This window comes from Rhizobium sp. WYCCWR 11128, assembly GCF_013416305.1.
GTDB classification, from domain to species: Bacteria; Pseudomonadota; Alphaproteobacteria; order Rhizobiales; family Rhizobiaceae; genus Rhizobium; species Rhizobium indicum.
In genome coordinates this window covers 159,742-182,361 of record NZ_JACCEZ010000011.1, presented here as the reverse complement: position 1 = coordinate 182,361, position 22,620 = coordinate 159,742, and the positions used below count along the sequence as shown (strand labels likewise).

The window sequence follows — 22,620 nt, the reverse complement described above, 5'->3', positions numbered from 1 at the left end:
CTAGACACAGCAAGGACTTCGAGAATCGATGCCTACCGCGGCGCCAAAGATCCAAGACGCAAGACCAGCAATCATTGGCTTCACTTCGCTCGGGGGCCTGTAAGGGCTCCTCCAGCGCGGTGCGGATGACAGTGTCCAAGGGCGTGCGCCGGTTTGTCGCCTGGTAGGCCGCTAGCAAAGACAGGCTCCAGCATTCGCCAATCGCGGCAGTGCATGATCGAGGGTAGGCGCACATGACCGGTACAGCACTTTCGCCTAAAGACGCGGCGCAAAAGGCGCAGCAGGCGCGAGCGATTCGCGAGTGTCTCGACCGATACATCCCCGAAGGCCAGCCTGTAGCGCTTCTGCAGTTCCCGTTCGACTTCAATGTCGGCAACCACATGATGTGGGTGGCCGCCATGGACTATTTGAAGCAACGTAATGCGCCCATCGCCTATACGGCGCATGGGCATAACCTCGATCTTCAGCAAATGATTCGCGCTGTCGGGGACGGCACGATACTCTTCTCGGGCGGGGTCACGGTCTCGCGCCTATGGCCGCGCCACGCAGAGGTCAAGCGCATCGTCGCCGAGGCGTGCCCCCGTAATCGCCTCGTGTCGCTACCGTCGACCATGCTGTTCGTCGACGACGAGGACCGCCGCGAGGCGAGCACGCTCTTCGGAAATCATCGCAATGCTGTACTTTTGGCCAGGGACCCGGTCAGCGCTGAGTCAGCGCGCAACGTATTCCCCGGCAACGTCCATGTGGAGACGGTCCACGATTCCGCGCTGCTGCTCCCGCCGCAGCCAAGGCACGCCGCGCCTGATCACGATGTCATCTGGCTCGCCCGCGACGATATCGAGGGCGTCGGATCCCTCGCGCCAAGTGACGTCGAAGTGTTCGACTGGACGCACTATGATTCCGCGGGCATGCGGATCCTGTTTCCAGGGCGCTTTTTCTCCCGCGTCCGCCAACTGGCGCCAACGCTCCGTTCGATCGTCAATAGGCAGATTGCCGGCAGCTACGATCGCTTTGCGCGCTACGTGCTCGCGAGCGGCAACCGCAGGCTGGATACCGGTAAGGTGCTGGTTACTGACCGCATGCACCCACACATTCTCTGCGCCCTGCGTTCGCAGCACAGCGTGCTGCTGCCCGACCGCTTCGGCAAGAACCGCGCTGTGTACGAGTACACAGGTCGGAACTACAGCACCGTCCACTGGGCCGACACATATGAGGAAGCCCTTGAGATTGCGCGTACCGTCGCCCGGAGCACCCCGGTCTAGCGGCTGTTGAAGAAAGCGACTGAAATGCTCTTGCGATGAATCAGATCAACATTTTTCAGCTCTTCAGTGAGGCTGCGACCGATCCAGTGAGTACTTGCCTGGCCCTGGGATTTTGGCTTCGCTGTTTCTTCTGCCTCAGCCGTCAGGGTTGCGATGTACCTGACCTTTCGATCGTCTTGTACCTCCAGCAAGACATAGCTGGACACCACGGCCCGATGAATATTTCTCACGAGAACTGCACCGCATTAGCACTGTAAGCGTAAGCGAGGAAACAACGTTGGAAGGTGTACGCAAACAGCTGAGTGTCGGGGCAATGTGGACCGCCGGCGGACGCGTCGTCTCAAATCTTCTGGGCGTGGTTAGCATGCTGGCACTGGCTCGACTGCTATCACCTGCCGATTTCGGCCTAGTGACCCTCGCGACTATCGTCCTTTCGATCATCGCGGCCATAACCGAACTTTCGCTCAGTTCGGCCCTCATCCAGCACAAGAGCCCGCAGCGAGAACATTACAATACGGCCTGGACACTAAACATGCTGCGCGCGGCGGCGATCGCCGTCCTGCTGGTTAGCGCAGGTTATCCCGTCGCATGGGCCTATCAGGACGACCGTCTGATCGGCATATTCTTCGCGCTTGGAGGCGGCGCGCTGATCAGCGGCCTCGTGAACCCCCGGCTTGTGGACTTCCGGCGGCGCCTTTCCTTTCACCAAGAGATATTCATCGAGCTGATCAACAGGGTGGTTGGCGTGGTCGTCGCCGTCGTCATCGCCCTGATTTTTCGCAGCTACTGGGCGCTCGTGATCGGCACGCTCGCCTCGCAGGTGGCCGGTGTGATCATGTCGTACGTCCTGCTTCCTTATTTGCCGCGCATTTCGTTTGCTCACTGGAGAAATCTGTTCTCGTTCTCCGGGTGGGTGGCGCTCAGCTCCGGCCTCAATGAGCTCAACTGGCGCGCCGACCAGCTTGCGCTTGGCGCCATGCTGGGCGCCGCCCCTCTCGGCCAGTACACCGTAGGCGACAAGCTTGCCTCGCTGCCAGTGCGTGAAACGACGGCGCCGATTGCAAGCTTGCTCTTCCCAGTCTTTGCACGGCTTCAGGACGATCCTGAACGCCTGCGGCATGCATTCCTTCGATCCCAAGGCCTGCTTGTTGCGGCGGCGCTGCCGGTTGGCATTGGGTTCGCGCTGGTTGCCGAGCCCTTCGTCAGCATGGTCCTTGGCCCGGCGTGGTCCTCGGCCGCGCTGGTGGCTCAGGTGTTAGGCGCGGTCTTCGCCATCATCGCCTTTAAAATGCCGGTGACTCCCTTGGCAATGGGCCTCGGCTGCACGCGGTCGCTGTTTCAGCTTGACCTCGCTTTCATCTTCGTCCGCTTTCCCCTGATTTTCGCCGGCCTGGTCTGGGGTGGGCTGGTTGGTCTTCTGTTCGCGCGATGCATCAGCGCCGCGATCGGCATCCTGATGTATGTCTTCCTGGCGAGGCGTCTCACCGGCGTGTCAGTGAGGGCTCAGCTTCTCGCCTGCTGGCGTTCGATCGTCGCCGCGCTGGTTATGGCTGGCTGTGTCTGGGGCGTCGGCCTCATGATCACCGACAGGTCAGAGTCCCTGCAACTGGCGATCATGATACCGATCGGCGGGATCGGCTATTTCGGGGCAAGCTTCGTACTTTGGCTGGCAAGCGGCAAGCCTGCAGGCCCCGAACGCGAAGCGTTGGATTTGCTCCAGTTCGTTCGCCGCGGAGAATTTCGAACGCCCGCGTAATCCAGCTACCCTGAGTCGGCACGTAGCGGCCCAAGAGACACACCGCCGAAGCCGCGTGTACGCGCGTTGGACGGGAAGTATTCCAAGGCGAAGCAGCCCATGGAAACTCCGACACCAGCCGCGACCAGGCACATGACATTGCTATTCCGATGTTCGGTTACAAAAACCATGCCGGCATCGACCGAGCGCACGGCTTCATCCGGGGGTGGACGGTGACGAGTGCGAGCGCCCATGACGGCGCCCAACTCAGGAATGTCGTCGCCAAGGACAATACGGCATCGACGGTGTGGGCCCACAGCGCCTATCGCTCGAAGACCAACATCGCTCCTCCACAGGCGAAATCAGTGAAGATAAAACGAATATAAATCTACTGAGAATCGCCAAATGATAGGGCGTTTCGATGCCTGTCTCGACAGAAACTCAAGCCCCCAGGACGGCCTTCTCGATGTCTTCGACGGAGTGGCCGGTGAGCTCCTTGGGGATTTCAAGCAGGAGTTTTGCAGCAAGAAACTTGTGGTAGTGCTTACGCAGTTCGCCCAGCGAACGCGGCGCGGAAATGATAGCCAGATGTTCGATCTCGCCCACGAGCACTTGCTTGTTGAGGTACTGCGCGATGCCTGCGGAGAACCCGTCTTCGGCGAGCTGGCTTTCATCCGGATTTGCCGACGTGCTTCCGTGACGTCCACCGGAGCCTTTGGCTTCATCCACAATCGATACGCCATGTATGAGGGACAGACTTAGCTCCGTACCCGACCCGTTATTGCGATAGAGGTCTAGCTTCTCGCCGTCAGTGACGGCGACGACTGTGCCTTGCGGTAATATCATTAGGGATTCCTGTGAAGATGGCGCTACTCACGAGGGATTTCGCGAGCGGCTACTCCAGCTAGGCAAACTCGGATGAAGACGCATTGTTCCGGAAGCGACGTTTCGCTCTTCCTGCCGACACCATCGTCATCCGGCCGGCGATCACTTTCGATAGAATCTCGATCCGTTGCAGGTCGCGCTCGCTCATCGCTATCAATCCCATCCGCAATCTCCACCGTCATCAAACCCGGGGAGTGTGACATTCCAACTTTGCAGAAACAGGACACTTCAACTTTGCGGCTACACATAAATTTGCGGCGTAATAGATATTATGGAACTTGCGAGTGCTCCTGTCTCGAAGCGAGACTTCGTTGATTGAACCAGCTGACGACGCTGGTCGAACGGCGTAGCAAACCTGAAATGAAGGATTGGCCTGGCGTGGGTGAATTCGCGGTCTACATCTCCACACAGCCGGTGTTGTCACATTTTGTTGCATTGCAAGATGCGCTCGGCGGGACTACCAAAAAGGCCTCAATGATTGCGAAGAATTCGCCGATTTGACTATCAAGTCATTGAAATGGCATGAATAAGATTAGCGAAGAAGCCTTCCTGCATTACTAAAACTTAATTTGCCCTGTGCAGCTCGATGGCCTTTCCTGTGCTATTTGTTAGCGGCTGCAGCATTTAAGGAAAAGCGCCCCGTGAGTACTATTCCGACAGAGAAAACCGTGCTGGTGTTTCAGGGCGGTGGTGCTTTGGGTGCCTACCAGGCCGGCGCTTACGAAGCTTTGCATGAGGCTGGCATCCGCCCCGACTGGCTGGCCGGGATATCTATCGGTTCGATCAACTCAGCCATCATTGCCGGAAGCCCCGTCGATCAGCGTGTCGATAACCTAAGGACCTTCTGGCATCGGGTCTCGTCCGGACTGCCCGGCCATTTTCTCGGCAATGGCAATGCGATGCGCAAATGGTTCAACGAATCCTCCGCTTTTCTGGGGTCTTTGACCGGCGTTCCCGGCTTTTTCACGCCGCGCGTCTTTGCGCCATGGAACATCCCGGGCGATCCGATGGCCGCGATCAGCCTTTACGACACCGCGCCGCTGCAGGAGACCCTCGCCGGTCTGGTCGATTTCGACCTGATCAATTCAGGTGCCATCCGTCTGAGCCTCGGCGCAGTCGATGTTGTTAGCGGTAACTTCAATTATTTCGACAACCGCGATTGCGCGTTTTCGCCCAAACACGTGGCCGCCTCCGGGGCGTTGCCGCCGGGTTTTGCGCCCGTCGAGATCGACGGCCGCTATTATTGGGATGGAGGTATCGTTTCCAACACGCCGCTGCAGCGCATTCTCGGTGGTAGCGAGTTGGAGACAGATCTTTGCATCTTCCAGGTCGATTTGTTCAGCGCCAAGGGCGTGCTGCCGAAGGATGTCTTTGACGTGGATGCCCGCGAGAAGGAAATCCGTTTTTCCAGCCGCACGCGGCTCAACACCGACCAGTTCCGCAAGCTTCAGTCGGTGCGCATGGCGGCCAAGAGGCTGACTGAAAAGCTGCCGCCTGAGCTGAAGGACGATCCTGATGCGAGGCTCCTTGAAAAGATCGGCAATGATTGCGCCGTCACCATGGTGCACCTGATCTATCGGCATGCCGCGTATGAAACCGGATCTAAGGACTATGAGTTTTCGCGGCTCTCCGTGGAGGAACACTGGAAGGCCGGCCATGACGATGTGGTCGAGACGCTGAACCATCCAGATTGGCTCGACCGAACGCGTCCGACCAATGGGATACGGATTTTCGACCTTGCCGAGCAACGCCTGCGTGGGAAAAAACCATGAAAATTGAAGATGTCGTTCGCAATGCCTTTGCCATGCCGCTGACCAGTCCATCCTACCCGCCCGGGCCGTACCGGTTCGTCAATCGCGAATATATGATCATCACCTATCGCACCGATCCGGAGGCCCTGCGCCGGGTCGTGCCCGAACCGCTGCAGTTCGATGAGCCGCTGGTGAAATACGAATTCATCCGCATGCCGGACTCGACCGGCTTTGGCGACTATACCGAATCCGGCCAGGTCATCCCGGTGACCTATCAAGGGGTCCATGGCGGTTACGTGCATTCCATGTATCTCAACGACGACGCGCCGATCGCCGGCGGACGCGAAATCTGGGGCTTTCCGAAGAAACTGGCCGAGCCATCGCTGACATCCGTCAAGGATGCGCTGGTCGGCACGCTCGACTATGGCGGTCAGCGCGTCGCCACCGCAACGATGGGCTTCAAGCATCGGTCACTCGACGAGGCGAAAATCCTCGAAAGCCTGAAGCAGCCGAATTTCATGCTGAAGATTATTCCACATGTCGATTGCACACCGCGCATCTGCGAACTGGTGCGCTACTATCTGGAGGATCTGACGGTGAAGGGCGCGTGGGAAGGACCGGGCGCCCTGGCGCTGTTTCCGCACGCGCTGGCGCCGGTCGCCGATCTGCCGGTGCTTGAGGTCAAATCCGCCGTCCATATTCTCTCGGACCTGACGCTGGGCCTCGGCGAAGTGGTCCATGATTATCTTGCAAAATAAGGAGTCGAACCATGAAGCTCAGGGACAAGGTCTGCATCGTCACCGGCTCGGCCAGCGGTATCGGACTGGCGATCGCCAAAAAATACGTTTCAGAAGGTGCCAAGGTCGTCATCGCCGACCTGAAGCTCGAGGCGGCGGAAGCGGCGGCCAAGGACTTGACGGCTGCGGGCCCGGGCGAGGCGATCGGTCTTGCGATGGACGTGACCAGCGAGGAAGCCGTGAATGCCGGCGTCGCCGCCGTCGTAACCAAGTGGGGCCGGGTGGACGTGCTCGTCTCCAATGCCGGCATCCAGATCGTCAACAAGATCGAGGACTACGCCTTTTCCGACTGGAAGAAGATGCTCGCCATCCATCTCGATGGCGCGTTCCTCACCACCAAGGCTTGCGTTCCACATATGAAGGCGCAGAAGGGCGGCGCGATCATCTATATGGGCTCGGTGCATTCGCATGAGGCTTCGCCGCTGAAATCGGCCTACGTCACCGCCAAGCACGGCTTGCTCGGCCTTGCTCGCGTGGTCGCCAAGGAAGGCGGACCGGATGGCGTGCGCGCCAACGTCATCTGTCCCGGCTTCGTCCGGACGCCGCTCGTCGACAAGCAAATTCCGGAACAGGCAAAGGAACTCGGAATTTCCGAAGACGAGGTCATCAAGAAGGTAATGCTCGGCGGCACGGTGGATGCACAGTTTACCACGGTCGACGATGTCGCCGAAGTGGCGCTGCTGTTTGCCGATTTCGAGACCAATGCTCTCACCGGCCAGTCACTGGTCGTTAGCCATGGCTGGTACATGCAGTAGCGGTCTCGCTGAGGCATCGCATGTGGGTCCGTCAAGGCTCAACGCTGTTGAATGTGCCGTCGATGCCGCGTTGCCTGCATATGGGAAGACCTTCGGCTTCGGTCCATGTCGCGCCGGGAGCCGGGGCCGCAACTAGATCGGTTCCGTTTTTCTCCGAGTCACGGAATGCTCTAAGGTGCGACCATCGTCTTCAGACTAGCCGTCATGGGGGATCCGGATGAGATAGCCGGCCGGCTCGGTCAGAAAAAGAGCGGCGCACACCGGGCATGACCGCGGCTTACTCCGCCGCCGGCCCGTAGAGACCAAGCTGTTCGAGAAGCGCCCGCTGCCGGCCGGCATTTTCGGCCAGCAGACCGGTATAGCGATCGATGATCCGGTCGCGGTGGCTCGGGTCGGAGACAACGGAGAGCGCGCCGACGATCGCCGCGACCTTTTCCGAGGTCCGCCGCAATTCGTCCAGCAGTTCCGAATTGCCGCTGATCTCGCTGACCACCCGCTTCGTCACCCTGCCGATTCCGGCCGGTGTGCGGCCGCCTGCCGAGACGTACCCGTCCGGCAGATCACCCTTCAGATTGGTGACCGACTTGAAGCGGATGACATCGAAGATCTGATCGACCGCCTGCTTGGCGCCGGTCACCCGAGAAGGATGGTCGGTATCGGCGGCGGCGTGCGGCAGCAGTTCCAGCTTGCCCTTATGGCGCTCTTCGAGCGGCAGATAGGGAACCATCGGTCCGCTGAGCTTGCCGGTTACTGCATCCTTGAAGAGATCGGCGTCGATTGCCGCATGGGCAATCTTTCCGGATGACAGCGCCTGGTCGAGCGCCGCCGCATCGACGACCTCGCCCCGGTCGTAGTTGACCAGCACCGCACCATCGTTCATCGCGCCGAGAACCTGCGTGTCGACCACCCCTGCGTTGGAGTAGACGCCTGTCGCAGCATCCAGCCGGCCGAGACCGATATGGACGGAGAGCACGTCGGCGCCGGTCGCCGCTTCAACCGGACTTGCGGCGTAATCGAAGCCTTCCGACTCGATCCAGCGCTGGTGATGCTGGCGCGCGTAGATCACCACCTCCATGCCGAAAGCCTTGGCGAGCTTGGCGACTTCGCGACCGATATTGCCGTAGCCGAGAATGGCGATTTTCCGGCCCTCCAGCTTGGCGGTCGGGAAGTCCTTGAGCTGGCGCCCGGTATCAAAGTCGCCGTTGGCGACCATCCGGTGCAGCCTGTCGACGGGCAGGTCGGGAACAACCTTGAGGATCGCCTTCATCGCCATCTGGGCGGTCGCCCGGCTGTTGATGCCGGGCGTGTTCATCAAAGGCGCCTCGCCGCCCTCGCCGTTGCCGCCACCCCAGGAGGCCGAGCCCATATTGCCGGTACCCGCGCCGATGCGCACGCCGCCGAACGGGAAGACGGAAGCCTTCGGGATGAAGGTCGCCGCCGCGATCAGCGCGTCATACTGGCCCTTGTCCGTCTGCGGCAGGATTTCGGCCTCGGTGCTGAGATTTGGCTGGTAGAAGAAATGGATGCGGCCCTTTTCCAGCGCCGCCCTGTCGTCGATCGGGCCGGTATGGAAGACGCCGCCCTTTTCCTCGACATAGGTCCTGATCTCGCTGTCGTCGGGCTCCCCATCGGCGCCGAGGCGCAGGCCGACCAGATCGGCGATCAGCACCGTATAGGCGTGTTCGGGATCGTCCTTGCGGACCATCGCGCCGGCCTTCACAGGCGCCGCGAACGTGACGCCCTGCTTTGCCAGTTCCTCCTCGATCACGACGATCTTGGCGCGCAGATAGGCATATTGCAGGTTCTCCAGCAGCGCGACGATATCGGCCGGCTCGCGGATGCCGCCGACCCAGGCGCGGTAGTCGCCGGGCGTTCCCGGGAATGCGTTGACGTAACGCGCGGCGTCGAGGCCGGGCTCGAACGCGCCGTTCGGATGGGTAAAGCCCTCATAGCCGAGCAGTTGCTTCGAACGTGCGATAATGCGGGCATGGATCGCAGGATCGGTAATGCCGGCGTCCTCAACCTTTAGCAGCGTCACTGCCGCACCGCGCCGCTCGGCATCGGTGACGGTGAGCGAAAACAGCGGGTGCGACTCGACCCAGCCGTCGATCACCGCCCGATTGGCCGCAGACCGCTTGTTGAGCTCGACCACCGAGCCGACCCGCGCCTCGGACTGCAGGAGGCCGAAGGTGGTTTCGGCAAAGGCAAGCGCGCTGTAGGTATTGATGACGCCGCCGAGCATGCGGTCTTCCGCTGCATCGTAAAACGGCCCGGCATCCACGGATCGCTTGGCTGAAAGCGGCTGCCGGGCATCGATCGGCGGCGCGATCTTGAGCTGGCGCGGGATCGCCCAGGACGGATCCTGCTGGTTTTTCTCAACGAGCGCCAAAGCATGCGGTGTGAAGGAGGCGACGAAATACCCCGACACCCCGCCGATCGCCTTCTGGAACGGCATGAACAAGCAGCATTTCGCCATCACGGCATCGACCAGCTCGGGCTCCCAAGGCATGGCGCCCAGCATCGACGTCGCGTCGAACACTGCATGACGATTTGCCGGATCGCCATCGATCCAGTTCAGCAGCTCGTGGATCTCACGGCTGGTATAGGCATTGGCGCCGGTCGTCTCGTGGCCGACGCCGACGAAGATCGACACGCCGAGAGCGGAAAGCTCGGCGGCCGTCGGAATCACACCCTCGGAGGCGGCAAAATGAATGCGGCTTTCGCAGCCCTTTTCGGCGAAGCGCTGCATCTCGATCAGCTGTGTGGCCCAGGACTGACGGAAGAAGCCTGCCGCGCGGGCCGGATCGCTTTCCGGGCGCGGCGTATCGACGTAGACGCGCTGCGAGGCGTCGTTGGCGTTCATCAGGTGCTGGACGCAGACGGTATAGCCGCTGTGGCCGCCGCCGAGTCCCACAGCCATCCGGTTCGCCTTCGGGAAGTGGAAATAGCGGTGGATCGCCCGCATCATGTCGGTCAGAATTTTATCCGCCGGGTAGCCGCGGTGCATGCTGCGGGTAATTTCGGCGGTGGTGAAGCCGCCGATATCGTTGCCCTTGTCGTCGAACTTGCGATAGGTCTTCTCGATCCATGTATCGAAAGCGATGCGCCGCAGGCGGCTATCCACTTCGTCGGTGGTCGCATCCGTGATCGGACCGACGCCGAAAAACGGATTGGACGGCAGCTTCGGTGATCCCGACTTCGTCAGTCGGAGCGCTTCAAGTCGCTGTTCCTGCATCTGCTCGATATTTGTCATGATCTGCCTATCGGATTGAAAGGAAGGTGGGCAAGGCATTGTAGGAGCGGCCTTGCCCGGAAGAAGAACTCAAAGCGCCCCGTCCGGCGCCATTCGCGACGTTTGGATAGCGCGACCGATCAGCGCTTTGGGTACGGCAGATCCGGGCCAGCCTGCATCACCGATTATGCCACCCGATACTTGCGTCCAATCAAACTATCTGGAAACCGTGCGCCAGCGGATCGCGGTCATCGACGAATATTGTGTTGTGCCCGATGATTCTAGCCCAGCCGCCGACGCTTGGCTTGATGCCCTTGAACGGGCCGACCATGGTCTCTGCCTCGACGCGGCCTTCAAACACGGTGCCGATCAGGCTCTGCTGGCGGAACGTGTCTCCGGGACGCAGCCGCCCTTTGCCGTGTAGCTGCGCCATGCGCGCCGATGTTCCGGTGCCGCCCGGCGAGCGGTCGATCGCCTTGTCGCCGTAGAAGACCGCGCCGCGTCCGTCGGCATCCGGCCCACTCACATTGTCGCACCAAAGAGCATGATGGAGCCCGCGTATTCTCTCGTCTTCGGGGTGCACCGGATCGCAGATCGTGGCCAGCGCGTCGCGCAGCTTGCGGCTGAGATCGACGATATCTGCAGCCGTCATGCCATCAAGGCCCGGCCAGGCGTCCTGCGGCTCGACGACCGCATAAAAATTGCCGCCATAGGCAATGTCGACCACCAGCTTTCCCAGACCCGCGACATCGACTTCGACATCCGCCGCATGGAGATAGCTCGCGACGTTGAACATACGGACGGATTCGACAAATTCGCCAGGCTTGTCGTAGGAAATATCGACCCTTCCGGCCGGCGTCTCGATGGACAGCCGACCTGGGATGCGAGGCGTCACCAGCCCCTCCTCGATTGCGGCGGTGACAAGTCCGATAGTGCCCGCCCCGCACATTGGTAAGCAACCGCTGACCTCGATGAAGATCACCGCGAAATCACAATCCTCGCGGTAGGCGGGATAGATGATCGCGCCCGACATGATGTCATGGCCGCGGGGCTCGAACATCAAGGCTTGGCGAACCCAATCATGGTCGCGGACGAAAAGCTCGCGGCGCTCGGCGATCGGGAGATGCGGCAGCATCGGGCCGCCGCCTGCGACCAATCGCACGGGATTGCCGCAAGTATGGGAGTCGATACAGAAGAAGCTGCGACGCATGAGTTTTCCTTTCGATCAGGCCTTACACGCCAAGATTGCGGCGGCCTTGCAACGCGCCCTTCGACAGCCGGTCGAGAAGGATAGCGACCGCGACGATGGCCAGTCCTGCCCTCAGACCCAACCCCATTTCCATGCGCGTCAGCCCGCGGGTGACTTCGGCACCGAGGCCCCCTGCTCCGACAAGTCCGGCCAGCACGACCATTGCAAGGGAGAGGAGGATGCACTGGTTGAGGCCGACCAGAAGCGTCGGTGTGGCGGAAGGGATTTCGATCTTGAACAGGATCGCCCGGGGCGGAGCACCAGTGGCCTGGCCGAGTTCGAGAAGATCCTTGGGAACCTGTTTGAACGCCAGCGTCGTCAGACGCAGCATTGGCGGAACACCATAGACGATGGTGGCGATGATCGCCGGGACACGGCCCAGACTGAAGATCATGACGGCGGGGATGAGATAGACCCATGGCGGCACGGTTTGCATGATATCGAGCACCGGCCGGATGGCGGCTTCGAATTTTCTGTAACGCGACGCGATCACGCCGAGCGGAAAGGCGATTGCCACTGAAATGATGACCGCGACGGTAACCAGAGCCAGCGTCTGTATCGACGCAATCCAAAGCCCCGTCAAGAAGCAGAACATGAGTGCGACAGCCGCCACGATCGAAACCCTGAGGTTGATGAGGAATGCTGCAAGAAGCACGACCACGACGATCACCGCGTAAGCCGGCGGATAGAGCAGGACAGCTTCAATTCCGCCGAGCACAGCCTCGATGAACTTCGTCACGGCATCAAAGAAGGGGTGGAAATTGGTGTTGAGCCAATCGACCACCGGAGCGAGGTAGGCGCCCGGCGAGAACCGGAAAAGATCAGCGTTCATCTTACACCTGCCTTCGCATGATGCGCAGCGCTTTGCGTGAGTCTGTCGAGAACCATGGTCAGGATGACGATGGCAATCGCAGCGTTTATAGAGGTAGCGATATCAAGCGTGCGAACCGCCCCGTAGATCGTCTCGCCCAAGCCGCCGGAGCCGACGATGCCGGCGATCACGACCATGCCGAAGGCCATCATCAGGCTCTGGTTTATGCCGGCCATCACACTCGGAATGGCGAACGGCAGTCTGATCTTGGTAAACATCTGCCACGGTGTCAGGCCACTCGCCTGTCCAAGCTCGATGAACTCGCGCGGCGTCATGCGGATACCAAGCGACGTAAGGCGGATCGCCGGCGGCATCGCAACGATGACGGTGGCTACAAGCGCCGTCGCAGGGCCATAACCCAGCAGCGCGATTGCGGGAAGCAGATAGATATAGGGCGGCAGGGTCTGGATCAGGTCGAGCATCGGCTCGAGGAACCTGTCGAAGGATTTGACGAAGCCCGCGACGATGCCGATGGGGATGCCCACGGCAAGGGCGAGGATGGTCGCTGTTGCCACGAGCGCCAGGGTGCTCATGGTTTCGGTCCACAGCCCCATGATCGCGCAGACCATGATCGCGATGCCAGCGAGAATGCCGGATGTCAAATTTATCAGCCGCCAGCTCAGTAGCGCCACGATGATCGCGACAACGTAGAAAGGCGGCAGTTGAAGCAGCCAGAGAATGCCTGCATAGGTGCCTTCGAGGACCGACCGCAGGAACTCGAACAGCCACTCGCCGTTGTCGCTGATCCAGCTGAGAGCATCATCCGTCCAGGTATCGAAAGTATCCGTTATGACCGAGGTGTCCATTCGCCTTCTCCCTTAAGCTGGCATCTCTCCGAGAGGCGCTCCGGCTACGCCGCGGAGCAAGCCGCGGGTGGTGACGACACCGATAACGGTTCCGTTCTCGACGACTGCCACGGCGTCACGGTCGGACTGCATGGTGAGATCGATGAGTTCGCCGATATCGGCCTCGGGTAAAGTCCTGAGAAGCGTTTCGACGTCGCAGTGCGGCTGCGCGGCTTTGAACTCGGCGACGGGAAACATCACCGAATGCGCCTTTACCAGGTGGATCCGGGAAATGCCCGCGACGAAATCGGAAACGTAATCGTCCGCCGGTTTCGTGACGATTTCCTCGGCCGTGCCGACCTGCACGATCACGCCGTCCTTCATGATTGCAATCCGGTCACCGATGCGAATGGCTTCTTCGAGGTCGTGGGTGATGAAGACTGCCGACTTGCCGAGCGACTTCGTCAGCTGTCTGAATTCATCCTGGAGCTGCCGGCGGATGAGCGGGTCGAGAGCGCTGAAGGGTTCGTCCATCAAGATGATTTCAGGATCGGCAGCAAGCGCGCGCGCAAGACCGACACGTTGCTGCATGCCGCCTGACAGCTCGGATGGATACCGAGAAGTCCAGTCAGAGAGACCTACCTTGTCGAGTGCGGCCCGTGCCGTCTTCTCACGTTCAACTTTGGGAACTCCGCGAACCTCAAGACCGAATGCTGCATTCTCGACGACCGTTCTGTTGGGAAGGAGCGCTACGCTCTGGAAGACCATGCCGATGTTACGTGCTCGCATGTCACGGAGTTCGGCGGGATTGAGCTTGGCGATCTCCTTGCCTTTCACCGTGATCTTGCCGAGACTCGGCTCGATAAGGCGGTTGAGAAGGCGAATAAGCGTCGACTTGCCGCTGCCCGAAAGCCCCATGATGCAGAAGATTTCGCCACGTCGGACCTGCAAACTGGCACCGGACACCCCGACCACACAGTCGAACTCTTGCAGGACTTGAGTCTTGGATAATCCTCGATCGGAGACGGCCTTGACGGCTGCCGACGCCCGGCCGCCGAAGATTTTCCAGACATTCTGGCAGTCGACCAATACTTCGTTGGAGTCATTCATCGCAGTGTTCATTTCGTTCCCCGCGGGCCGGTCTGATGCTGGCCTGTTGCTCGTCCATGGTAGAGGATGCGGGCCGCCGACCGTGGCGACCCGCGGTTGGCGTCACTCGCTCTTGATGTTTTCCCAGCGCTTGATGAGATCGGCGTGGCTTTCGGTCCACGCTGCAATGGCCTCATCCATCGTCTTGCCGTCGTTGACTGCGCTGTTCATGGCAGTGATATCGGCAAGCGGCACGTAAATGCTGGCGATGACTTCACGCGCGTGCGGATAGTCGGCAGAGAAGCCTTTCTTGCCGATCCAGTAGTAGCTCTGCGGCGGCGGGAAGACACCTTTGGGGTCCTGGAGGAACTTGACGTCGTATTTCTGCATCATCCAGGACGGTTCCCAGATGGTGACGGCGATCCATTCCTTGCGGTCGACCGCCGACTTGAGGGCGGCAGTCATGGCAGCTGTGCTGCCTTCGACCAGCTGGAGCTTGAGGTCATATTCCTTGACCGAGTTGCTGGTGTCGCGCATTAGACCGGAACCGGGCTCGATGCCGACGATCTTGCCGCCAAATTTGTCGGCGTTTTCGTTGAGTTGCTCCATGGAGTCGATCGGCACGTATTTCGGCACGGCGACGCCCTGGAACAAGCCATGCGAAACCGGGGAGATTTTCTCGAGGCGGTTCTTGTTCTTGTCCCAGTAATCCTGGGCGACGTAGTCCGTCTGCGAGGCGAGCATCTGGATGTCGCCCTTGGTCAGAGCAGCATAGGCGATGCCCCACTCGGAGAACGGCACGACCTTGACGGTGTAGCCCTTGTCTTCCAGAACCTTCTTGGTAATGCCGGTGATCGGCGTGAGATCCTCCCACGACATGGTTCCGATCGTGATGCTTTTTTCCTCCGCCTGAGCGGACGTCATGGTCATCCCGACCATTGCCGCAGCGCAGAGTGCTTTCCACAAAGCCTTCATTGTTATTTTCCTCTTATGTTCCCATTCTCGTTGAAAACCGGCGGGTCGCCTCAGTCTTCAGATTGCGCGGCAAGGGATCATCCCTCGCGGCCTGCACGCAATTCCTGCAAACGGATCACCGAATTGATGCCCAGCCATGCGATCGGCTCCGGTGGAAGCCGGGACGGCTCGGGGTGATCCATGTATTGTTCGAGATGCCGGGACGTGGTCTCGGTCGCCAGTTCCGCCGCCATCATGCCGGCGAGCGTGCTCTTCACGGTACCCAGCCCGTTTTCGCAGCAGGCGGAGTAAAGCCCTTCTTCGATCTCGCCGAAGGCGGGCACGTGGTTCAGGCTCAGGCAAAGGCGCCCGGCCCAGCTATGTTCGAACGGTATGCCCTCGAGGGCGGGAAAGCGCGCATCGAGCGAAGCCCGATGGGCCTTGGCCATCTTCGCCATCCGCCGTTCGGTCACGGCCACCGTCGTTTCGTAAGTATATTTGGTCCGTATCACGATCCGGGACTGGCCTGCAGAGGTGATCTTACGGACCGTAGCTCCCATCGCATCCGCCGGAAGCAATGCCCATCTCTCCCGTCCCGACGCTTTGCGGCCGATGTCGTCGTCGGAGAAAGGGGCAGTCATCGAGGCATAGGCGAAGATATGCATCAGACGACCGCGATAATGGCCGAAGTCGTCGATATGCCCGTTGACGCCCAGGATAACCTTTGGGGCGACGATCTTGCCGCGAGGGGCCGTCGCAATCCAGGTGCCGTTTTCCCGCTTCAACGACGTGACGGGAGAGCGCTCGAAAATATCCACCCTGCCGGAGAGCCCTTGGGCGAAGCTCCGGATGTAATCGGCGGGTTGGATCAGCACCGCCCCCGGCGTATAGATTCCACCACGATAGAATTCCGTTCCGGTGATCTCGCGCATATCCGCGGCGTCGAGATAGCTGTGCTTTTCGCTTGCACCGGTCAGCGATTCTCCGAAGCTCTGGTTCAGCTTCAGGCCCCTCGCCGTGGCCGCAGCGTTGATCTTTCCGGCCGGATCAAACGTCTCGCGAGACATTCCGTATTCTTCCGCCGCCTGTTTGGCGAAGGCTATCGCGGAACGGTTCTGCTCCATCTCCAAACGAGTGGCGTCCAAGCCGCCGCTCGAATATTCACTGGATGAAAGCGTGTGCGGGACGTCGATCATGAAGCCGGAATTGCGACCCGACGTCCCCTTCCCCAATTCGCCTGCGTCCAAAATGACAATCTTGTCGTCCGGACGCAGTTCGAGCAGACGGCGGGCGGCGGAAAGGCCCGCAAAGCCCGCGCCGACGATCAGCCAGTCCGCGGTTACGTTGCCATCGAGGCTTCGGATCGGAAACGAACGTCGACTGATCGCCTCCCAACCCGAGATGCCGTTTTCGACCGGCAAGCGTTTGACGGACTTGGTGATCATCGGATCGTCTCGTCCACCGAGCGTTCCGAGATGTCGATCCAGATCGTCTTCAGTTCGCAATAGTTGTCGTGAGCAAAGATCGACTTGTCGCGTCCGCCGAAACCCGACTCCTTGTAACCGCCGAACGGGGTGGTCGCGTCACCCTCGCCGAAGCAATTGACGGTGACCAGTCCAGCGCGGATTTCGCGCGAGAGCCTGATCGCCTTGCGCAGGCTGCCGGTGTAGACCGATGCTGTCAGGCCATAATTCGTGTCGTTGGCGAGCGCCACGGCCTCGTCGAGGGAATTGAAGGTGGTGACCGACAGGATGGGTCCGAAAATCTCTTCCCTGAAAAGCCGGCTCTGCGGCGTGACGCCATCAACCACCGTCGGCTCGATGAAGATACCGTTCTGGGTCTCTCCCCCGTGAGCGATCTCCAGCTTTTCCGTCTTTGCGTCGTCGAGGAACGACTTCACCTTCTCGAAGTGATTTTTGCTGACCAGCGCGCCGATGCGGTTGTCAGGGTCGAGCGGGTCGCCCGTCCTCCATTCGCGCATATAGGCACCGATGCGCTCGAGCAGTTCGTCCTTGATCTTGGAGTGGACGATAAGCCGCGAGGTCGCCGAGCAATTCTCGCCCATGTTCCAGAAGGCACCGTTGACCACCTGTTCGGCAACGAGATCCAGGTCTTCGGCGTCTTCCAGCACGACCGCCGGGTTTTTACCGCCGCATTCGAGGACGACTTTCTTAAGATTGCTGTCTGCTGCATATCGCAGGAAACGCCGGCCGGTCGGCGTCGATCCGGTGAAGGCCACCATATCGACGTCCATGTGCATGCCGAGCGGTTCGCCGACATCCTTGCCGCTTCCCGTGACGACGTTGAGAACGCCGGCCGGAATACCCGCCTCATGGGCAAGTTCGGCGACACGAAGCGTCGTCAGCGTGGTTTCCTGCGCAGGCTTGATGATCACCGAGCAGCCCGCTGCAAGCGCCGGACCGATCTTCCAGGCCAGCATCAGCAGGGGAAAGTTCCAGGGTAGAACGCAGCCGACGACGCCGATGGGCTCGCGCACCACCATGGTCAACGCATTCGGTCCCACAGGATTGGTGTTGTCGTAGAGCTTGTCGATCAGTTCGGCGTGCCAACGAATGGTGTGGATGGTATCCGGAATGTCGACGGTCTGGCATTCGCGAACCGGCTTACCGCTGTCGATGCTCTCCATGACGGCGAGCTCATGGCGATTTTCTTCAAGGAGCTTGGCAAATCTGAGGAGAACGGCTTTCCTCTCGCCGGGAGACTGAAGGTGCCAGCGGCCATCGTCGAAGGACTGCCTGGCTTTGGCGACAGCATAGTCCACATCGCTTGCGTCACAGGCCGCGATCTCGGCCAGGAGTTCGCCGGTCGCAGGATTGGTTGTTTTGAACGTCTTTCCCGAATTCGCCGGACGGAAGGCGCCATCGATGAAGGCGTTGGTGGCCAGCTGGAGGCTTGCGGCAATTGCCCTGTATTCGGCGGCTGTCAAAGGTTCATGCATGATTTGCTCCCGACGTGATCTGGGCGACCGTGCGCTTCAAGGTGGTAACGACAGTCTGGAGGGTTCTTTTTTCTTCCGAATTGAGCGGGCGAAGCGGCGCGCGAACCGGCCCCGTGCTGAGACCGATCAGTTCGCAACCGTGCTTGATCGACTGGACGAACTTCCCGCATTCGAGGAAATCCATCAGCGGCAGCATCGCGGTCATGATGGCGCGGCCCTTGTCGAAATTCTTCTCGTTCACGCAGGCCTCGTAGAGAGCCACGTGTTCACGCGGAAGGAAGTTCGAGCCGGCGCAGACCCAGCTCTTTGCACCCCAGGCGAAGAATTCCAGCGCCTGGTCGTCCCAGCCGCAGGACAGCGAGATGTGCGGGAATTTGCGGGCCAGCAAATGGAGATTGGCCATGTCGCCGGAGCTTTCCTTAATGGCGACGACGTTCTTCGATTTGCCCACGCGGGCGAAATATTCTTCGCCCATCACGACGCCCATGCGGGCCGGATAGTTGTAGAGCATGATCGGCATGTTGGCTGCGCGGTCGATGGTGAGCGCGTGAACGGCATTCTCGCGCTCTGTGGGCAGCGCATACGGAGGGGACGAGACCAGGATAGCATCGGCGCCGATTTCCTTCGCGGCCGTGGCGTATTCGACGGAGTCTTCCGTCCGCGTCGCACCTGTTCCGATGATGAGCGGCAGGCGTGTGCCGATGACATCCTTGGCATAGGCGGCCAGCTCAAAACGTTCCTGGGCGCTCTGCGCATAATACTCGCCGGTCGAACCGCCAACGATGATGCCATGGACCTTCGCTTCGATCAGCGATTCTAGTACGGCGGCGAAGCCTGGCCTGTCTATTTGCCCATCAGGGTTTAGCGGGGTCACCGCCGGAGTGTAGATACCTTCGAATTTCAAGACGATTTCTCCATCGCTGCGGCGGGCACTTCGACGAGTGCGTCAGCCTTCATTCCCTGTGGTGCAATGAACATCTCCATGTTCTCCCGCGACAATTCCCAATGTTCGAACACTAGGTCGACGACCGCGTCCTCATCGTGGGCACCGATGGCGGAGATGAAACCGTCGTGATGTTCGACCGCCAATTGCAGCCGCTGGCGCATGTCGTCGTTGCGCGGCCGGAAGAAAGTGTGGCCGATCCGTGCGTGGTCGATGAGCAGGCGGCCGAGGCTCGGCTGCAGATAGGCGTTGGCCGACATCTCGCCGATGATCTCGTGGAACCGGTTGTTCTCCAGCACCATCGCGAGAGCGTCGCCGGACACACTTGCCGTGCGGAAGCGTTCCTGCGTGTCCTTAAGGTTTCCGAGCTGCTTCGGCTTGAAGTTCTGGACGGCGAGGCGACCGATCGCTGCGTAGATCATCGGCGCGACCAGAAAGAAGTGCCTGAGCGTCTGGTGGTTCATCGGGATGACGCGCGCGCCGCGGTTCGCCCGGATGTCGACGTAGCCCTCGCCTTCGAGACGTCGGAAGATTTCCCGAACCGGCGTGCGCGAAAGCCCGTACTGCTCGCTCAAGCCTACCTCGTCCAGATCCTGATCGGGGTCGAGCTCCATCGTCAGTATCTGCCGCTTGAGATCGTCGTATAGATCGTTTTTGCCGCTTCTCACGTAAACCTCCTGCACATCGCCGTGTCGGGCAGATCACATGATCTGCGTCAATAAAGTCAGGTTTGCATGGGCCGAGACATGAGTCAATAAAAATGTATAAACTGAGTATACAGTGATTGTTATGAGAAAATACACTCCTTTCTCGCCGCGTTAGAGCGACCGAAATGCCCTACGGACGTCGGTTTTTGCGCACGAATGTGGTGATGTGCCTCGACGCGTTCATGCCGTTTTCGCCAGCGACCGATTGGAACAGCGTAGCTGGCTTTGGCTTTCCCATGGTCGGGAGCGAAGTCTCTGGATCAGGATTTCGGGAGAAGAACGCCGACGGCGAATTCCTCGGCGCTGGTCGAGCGCCCGCCTTGCGCCTTGCGATATTCCCCCGGCGTGAACCCATGCTCAGCACTCAGGGCCCGGGACAGGTGTGGCGCGTCACAGAACCCTGTGGCCATCGCAATCTGCGTGATCGTCCAGTCCGTGGTGCGCAAAAGCGAAAGCACTCGATCCAGCCGGAGTTCGAGATAGAGCTTGGCCGGACTGATCTTCAGATCCGTCAGGAACCGCCGCTCGAGCCCCCGTCGTCCGACGCCAAGCTCGTCCGCCAGGTCGGTGACCGTCTTCGGTACTTCGATATTTTGCTGCATGCGCAGGATTGTTTTCTTCACCAGCGGATCGCTCGCTATGCGCCTTGTTTGTTGACCCGGCTGCGGCTTTTCTCCACTCAACGCATTGTCGATCATCATGATGTTCAGGCTTTTAATGGCGGCAGACTGGCCCACGTGCCGCTCAACCAGGAAAGCCGCCAGATGGGCTGCCCCGTGACCTCCAGAACATGTGAGCCGATCGCGGTCGATGACGAAAATCTGGTCGGCGACCAATTGCTCTGCGCTGAATCGGTCAAGAAAATCCTGATGATGAAACCAGCTGACGCAGCATCGATAACCGTCGAGCAATCCTGCCTCATGCAGGATGAAGACGCCTGTGCACAACCCAATGATCGGGACGCCGATTTCGGCGGAACTCTTCAGAAAGCGGATTGCCTCGGCTGTGAGCGCGCTCTTGTCGCCGATCAGGCCACCAACGACCACTATGTAATCATATCGTTCCGCATGTTTAAGACGCGTATCCGGTTGCACCTTGACGCCGCAACTCGACTGCACGCTGTTCATGTCGTCCGACAGAACGGTCCATTCGCATAGAATAGGCCGGGAGCGGTCAGCCTCGTCGGCGGCGAGGCGAAGCACATCGACAAAATTCGCGAATGCCGAGAGCGTGAACCGGTCGGCAAGAAGAAAAGCGACACTTAGGCGCTTTTTGGTGCGAGGCGCGATCATGCGCAAATATTCAATCAAAGCGACGCAATTGTCCACACGTGCGTTGTGAAATCTCTCTACGTTCCAGGCCACCATATCTCCAACAAGCAGGCACGCCATGACGCGCTTCAACGCACTCAATCTCCTGCGGCATGCACTGACCGGGCATAAGCACTGGGATGAGCAATGGCCGCAGAAAGAGCCAAAAGCCGAATATGACGTTGTCATCGTCGGCGCCGGCGGCCACGGCCTGGGGGCCGCTTATTACCTTGCCAGCCAGCACGGCATTACCAACGTCGCCGTCATCGATAAGGGCTGGCTTGGCGGTGGCAACACCGGTCGCAATACGACGATCATCCGTTCCAACTATCTTTATGACGAGAGTGCGCGCCTTTACGATCACGCGGTTGATCTTTGGGAAGGGCTGAGCCAGGAGCTTAACTACAACGTCATGTATTCGCGTCGAGGCTGCCTCATGCTGGCTCATACCGTGCATGACGTTCAGAGCTTCAAGCGGCATATTCATGCAAATCGGCTGAACGGTGTCGACAACCGATGGCTGACCAAGGAAGAGGCCAAGGAATATTGCCCTCCCCTGGATCTGTCACCCAACGCCCGTTACCCGGTGATGGGCGCCGCCCTTCAAGAGAGGGCTGGCACAGCCCGTCACGACGCCGTCGCCTGGGGATATGCGCGCGGTGCAGCGGCGAGAGGCGTTGATATCATCGAGAACTGCCCGGTCACCGGGATCCGCCGCAACGCCGACGGTTCGGTCGCCGGCGTCGAAACGGCCAAGGGATTCATCAAGGCAAAAAAGGTTGCGGTCTCGGCGGCCGGCCATACCTCGGTCGTCATGGAAACCGCTGGGGTGCGGTTGCCGCTGGAGAGCTACCCACTGCAGGCATTAGTTTCCGAGCCGATCAAGCCAATTTTCCCGTGCGTGGTGATGTCGAATGCGGTCCACGCCTATATCAGCCAGTCAGACAAAGGCGAACTGGTCATTGGATCGGGGACCGATCAGTACACGTCCTACTCGCAACGTGGAGGACTGCCGCTGATCGAGCATACGATCGCCGCCATCGTCGAGATCTTTCCCATCTTCAACCGCATGCGGATGCTGCGAAAATGGGGCGGCATCGTCGATGTCACACCCGATCGCTCGGCTATTCTCGGTAAGACACCGGTTCCCGGGCTGTACGTCAATTGCGGCTGGGGCACCGGCGGTTTCAAGGCCACGCCGGGAGCGGCGCACACCTTCGCCTGGACCATCGCGAAAAACGAACCTCATCCGATCAATGCGCCCTTCACGCTTGAACGCTTCCGTTCCGGCCGCCTGATCGACGAAGCCGCCGCCGCCGCCGTAGCACATTGAGGA

At 60.1% G+C, this 22,620-nt stretch carries 21 protein-coding genes and 1 pseudogene; 8 read left to right on the top strand and 14 right to left on the bottom strand.

Annotated features, from left to right (window positions below; all coding sequences use genetic code 11):
* Window positions 1-233: 233 nt before the first annotated feature.
* Window positions 234-1,262 carry a polysaccharide pyruvyl transferase family protein gene (locus tag HX898_RS27315; protein WP_062941743.1) on the top strand — a complete coding sequence of 343 codons (1,029 nt, stop codon included), beginning with the start codon at window positions 234-236 and terminating at the stop codon, window positions 1,260-1,262.
* Here the strand turns inward: HX898_RS27315 and HX898_RS27310 are convergent.
* Complete coding sequence (locus tag HX898_RS27310; RefSeq protein ID WP_180196322.1) at window positions 1,259-1,492, bottom strand: hypothetical protein; 234 nt, start codon at window positions 1,490-1,492, stop codon at window positions 1,259-1,261. The two genes, HX898_RS27315 and HX898_RS27310, sit on opposite strands and share 4 nt — an antisense overlap.
* Window positions 1,493-1,539: 47 nt before the next feature.
* On the opposite strand from HX898_RS27310, the gene HX898_RS27305 reads away from it, so the two are divergent.
* Together HX898_RS27305 and HX898_RS27300 are read left to right on the top strand one after the other, a co-directional pair.
* Window positions 1,540-3,018 carry a lipopolysaccharide biosynthesis protein gene (locus HX898_RS27305; protein WP_180196321.1) on the top strand — a complete coding sequence of 493 codons (1,479 nt, stop codon included), beginning with the start codon at window positions 1,540-1,542 and terminating at the stop codon, window positions 3,016-3,018.
* 134 nt (window positions 3,019-3,152) lie between these two features.
* Window positions 3,153-3,344 (top strand): annotated as a pseudogene (locus HX898_RS27300) (IS5/IS1182 family transposase); the annotation flags it as partial.
* A gap of 94 nt (window positions 3,345-3,438) precedes the next feature.
* On the opposite strand, the gene HX898_RS27295 reads toward HX898_RS27300, so the two are convergent.
* The gene (locus HX898_RS27295) at window positions 3,439-3,843 is read right to left on the bottom strand and encodes a host attachment protein (RefSeq protein ID WP_062941740.1); all 405 of its coding nucleotides are present in this window, start codon (window positions 3,841-3,843) and stop codon (window positions 3,439-3,441) included.
* Window positions 3,844-3,901: 58 nt separating this feature from the next.
* A complete protein-coding gene (locus HX898_RS33475) occupies window positions 3,902-4,030 on the bottom strand; it encodes a hypothetical protein (protein WP_280818223.1) in 129 nt (42 codons plus the stop codon).
* A gap of 167 nt (window positions 4,031-4,197) precedes the next feature.
* On the opposite strand from HX898_RS33475, the gene HX898_RS27285 reads away from it, so the two are divergent.
* The 4 genes from HX898_RS27285 to HX898_RS27270 all read left to right on the top strand — a co-directional run bounded on the left by HX898_RS27285 (window position 4,198) and on the right by HX898_RS27270 (window position 7,185).
* The gene (locus HX898_RS27285) at window positions 4,198-4,383 is read left to right on the top strand and encodes a hypothetical protein (RefSeq protein WP_171599573.1); all 186 of its coding nucleotides are present in this window, start codon (window positions 4,198-4,200) and stop codon (window positions 4,381-4,383) included.
* A 140-nt stretch (window positions 4,384-4,523) separates the two neighbouring features.
* Window positions 4,524-5,654, top strand: a complete 1,131-nt coding sequence (locus HX898_RS27280; protein WP_029875401.1) for a patatin-like phospholipase family protein — start codon at window positions 4,524-4,526, stop codon at window positions 5,652-5,654.
* Complete coding sequence (locus HX898_RS27275; RefSeq protein ID WP_011649696.1) at window positions 5,651-6,391, top strand: acetoacetate decarboxylase; 741 nt, start codon at window positions 5,651-5,653, stop codon at window positions 6,389-6,391. Before HX898_RS27280 ends, HX898_RS27275 begins: the two co-directional genes overlap by 4 nt.
* An 11-nt stretch (window positions 6,392-6,402) precedes the next feature.
* Window positions 6,403-7,185, top strand: coding sequence for a 3-hydroxybutyrate dehydrogenase (locus HX898_RS27270; protein ID WP_138334167.1), 783 nt, complete (start codon window positions 6,403-6,405; stop codon window positions 7,183-7,185).
* Window positions 7,186-7,462: 277 nt separating this feature from the next.
* Here the strand turns inward: HX898_RS27270 and HX898_RS27265 are convergent, their stop codons facing one another.
* From HX898_RS27265 to HX898_RS27215, 11 genes are all read right to left on the bottom strand, one after another.
* Entirely contained in the window at window positions 7,463-10,438 is a 2,976-nt protein-coding gene (locus tag HX898_RS27265; protein WP_180196320.1) for an NAD(P)-dependent oxidoreductase, read from the bottom strand.
* Window positions 10,439-10,628: 190 nt separating this feature from the next.
* Window positions 10,629-11,627 (bottom strand): 4-hydroxyproline epimerase, encoded by a 999-nt coding sequence (locus HX898_RS27260; RefSeq protein ID WP_180196319.1) that lies wholly within the window; start codon window positions 11,625-11,627, stop codon window positions 10,629-10,631.
* Window positions 11,628-11,649: 22 nt separating this feature from the next.
* Window positions 11,650-12,498: an ABC transporter permease subunit gene (locus HX898_RS27255; RefSeq protein WP_180196318.1), complete on the bottom strand. Its 849-nt coding sequence runs from the start codon at window positions 12,496-12,498 to the stop codon at window positions 11,650-11,652.
* Window positions 12,495-13,343: an ABC transporter permease subunit gene (locus HX898_RS27250; protein ID WP_138334161.1), complete on the bottom strand. Its 849-nt coding sequence runs from the start codon at window positions 13,341-13,343 to the stop codon at window positions 12,495-12,497. The genes HX898_RS27255 and HX898_RS27250 overlap by 4 nt, the downstream gene beginning before the upstream one ends.
* 12 nt (window positions 13,344-13,355) lie before the next feature.
* Window positions 13,356-14,444: a glycine betaine/L-proline ABC transporter ATP-binding protein gene (locus tag HX898_RS27245; protein WP_180196317.1), complete on the bottom strand. Its 1,089-nt coding sequence runs from the start codon at window positions 14,442-14,444 to the stop codon at window positions 13,356-13,358.
* A gap of 90 nt (window positions 14,445-14,534) precedes the next feature.
* Window positions 14,535-15,386, bottom strand: a complete 852-nt coding sequence (locus tag HX898_RS27240) for a glycine betaine ABC transporter substrate-binding protein (RefSeq protein ID WP_062941731.1) — start codon at window positions 15,384-15,386, stop codon at window positions 14,535-14,537.
* 77 nt (window positions 15,387-15,463) lie between these two features.
* Window positions 15,464-16,810 carry an FAD-binding oxidoreductase gene (locus tag HX898_RS27235; protein ID WP_180196316.1) on the bottom strand — a complete coding sequence of 449 codons (1,347 nt, stop codon included), beginning with the start codon at window positions 16,808-16,810 and terminating at the stop codon, window positions 15,464-15,466.
* A complete protein-coding gene (locus tag HX898_RS27230) occupies window positions 16,807-18,324 on the bottom strand; it encodes an aldehyde dehydrogenase (protein ID WP_138334156.1) in 1,518 nt (505 codons plus the stop codon). The genes HX898_RS27235 and HX898_RS27230 overlap by 4 nt, the downstream gene beginning before the upstream one ends.
* Window positions 18,317-19,228, bottom strand: coding sequence for a dihydrodipicolinate synthase family protein (locus HX898_RS27225; protein ID WP_171599567.1), 912 nt, complete (start codon window positions 19,226-19,228; stop codon window positions 18,317-18,319). Before HX898_RS27225 ends, HX898_RS27230 begins: the two co-directional genes overlap by 8 nt.
* A complete protein-coding gene (locus tag HX898_RS27220) occupies window positions 19,225-19,935 on the bottom strand; it encodes a GntR family transcriptional regulator (RefSeq protein ID WP_138334152.1) in 711 nt (236 codons plus the stop codon). The genes HX898_RS27225 and HX898_RS27220 overlap by 4 nt, the downstream gene beginning before the upstream one ends.
* Window positions 19,936-20,234: 299 nt before the next feature.
* Entirely contained in the window at window positions 20,235-21,266 is a 1,032-nt protein-coding gene (locus HX898_RS27215) for a GlxA family transcriptional regulator (RefSeq protein ID WP_180196336.1), read from the bottom strand.
* A gap of 97 nt (window positions 21,267-21,363) precedes the next feature.
* Between HX898_RS27215 and HX898_RS27210 the strand changes: the two genes are divergently transcribed.
* The gene (locus HX898_RS27210; protein WP_062941726.1) at window positions 21,364-22,617 is read left to right on the top strand and encodes a sarcosine oxidase subunit beta family protein; all 1,254 of its coding nucleotides are present in this window, start codon (window positions 21,364-21,366) and stop codon (window positions 22,615-22,617) included.
* The last annotated feature ends 3 nt before the right edge of the window (window positions 22,618-22,620 follow it).

Excerpts from the sequence above, each read along its gene's own strand:
- HX898_RS27315 (WP_062941743.1), top strand. The coding sequence starts at position 234 with ATGACCGGTACAGCACTTTCGCCTAAAGACGCGGCGCAAAAGGCGCAG.
- HX898_RS27295 (WP_062941740.1), bottom strand. The coding sequence starts at position 3,843 with ATGATATTACCGCAAGGCACAGTCGTCGCCGTCACTGACGGCGAGAAG.
- HX898_RS33475 (WP_280818223.1), bottom strand. The coding sequence starts at position 4,030 with ATGAGCGAGCGCGACCTGCAACGGATCGAGATTCTATCGAAAGTGATC.
- HX898_RS27275 (WP_011649696.1), top strand. The coding sequence starts at position 5,651 with ATGAAAATTGAAGATGTCGTTCGCAATGCCTTTGCCATGCCGCTGACC.
- HX898_RS27270 (WP_138334167.1), top strand. The coding sequence starts at position 6,403 with ATGAAGCTCAGGGACAAGGTCTGCATCGTCACCGGCTCGGCCAGCGGT.
- HX898_RS27265 (WP_180196320.1), bottom strand. The coding sequence starts at position 10,438 with ATGACAAATATCGAGCAGATGCAGGAACAGCGACTTGAAGCGCTCCGA.
- HX898_RS27260 (WP_180196319.1), bottom strand. The coding sequence starts at position 11,627 with ATGCGTCGCAGCTTCTTCTGTATCGACTCCCATACTTGCGGCAATCCC.
- HX898_RS27255 (WP_180196318.1), bottom strand. The coding sequence starts at position 12,498 with ATGAACGCTGATCTTTTCCGGTTCTCGCCGGGCGCCTACCTCGCTCCG.
- HX898_RS27250 (WP_138334161.1), bottom strand. The coding sequence starts at position 13,343 with ATGGACACCTCGGTCATAACGGATACTTTCGATACCTGGACGGATGAT.
- HX898_RS27245 (WP_180196317.1), bottom strand. The coding sequence starts at position 14,444 with ATGAACACTGCGATGAATGACTCCAACGAAGTATTGGTCGACTGCCAG.
- HX898_RS27240 (WP_062941731.1), bottom strand. The coding sequence starts at position 15,386 with ATGAAGGCTTTGTGGAAAGCACTCTGCGCTGCGGCAATGGTCGGGATG.
- HX898_RS27235 (WP_180196316.1), bottom strand. The coding sequence starts at position 16,810 with ATGATCACCAAGTCCGTCAAACGCTTGCCGGTCGAAAACGGCATCTCG.
- HX898_RS27230 (WP_138334156.1), bottom strand. The coding sequence starts at position 18,324 with ATGCATGAACCTTTGACAGCCGCCGAATACAGGGCAATTGCCGCAAGC.
- HX898_RS27215 (WP_180196336.1), bottom strand. The coding sequence starts at position 21,266 with ATGATCGCGCCTCGCACCAAAAAGCGCCTAAGTGTCGCTTTTCTTCTT.
- HX898_RS27210 (WP_062941726.1), top strand. The coding sequence starts at position 21,364 with ATGACGCGCTTCAACGCACTCAATCTCCTGCGGCATGCACTGACCGGG.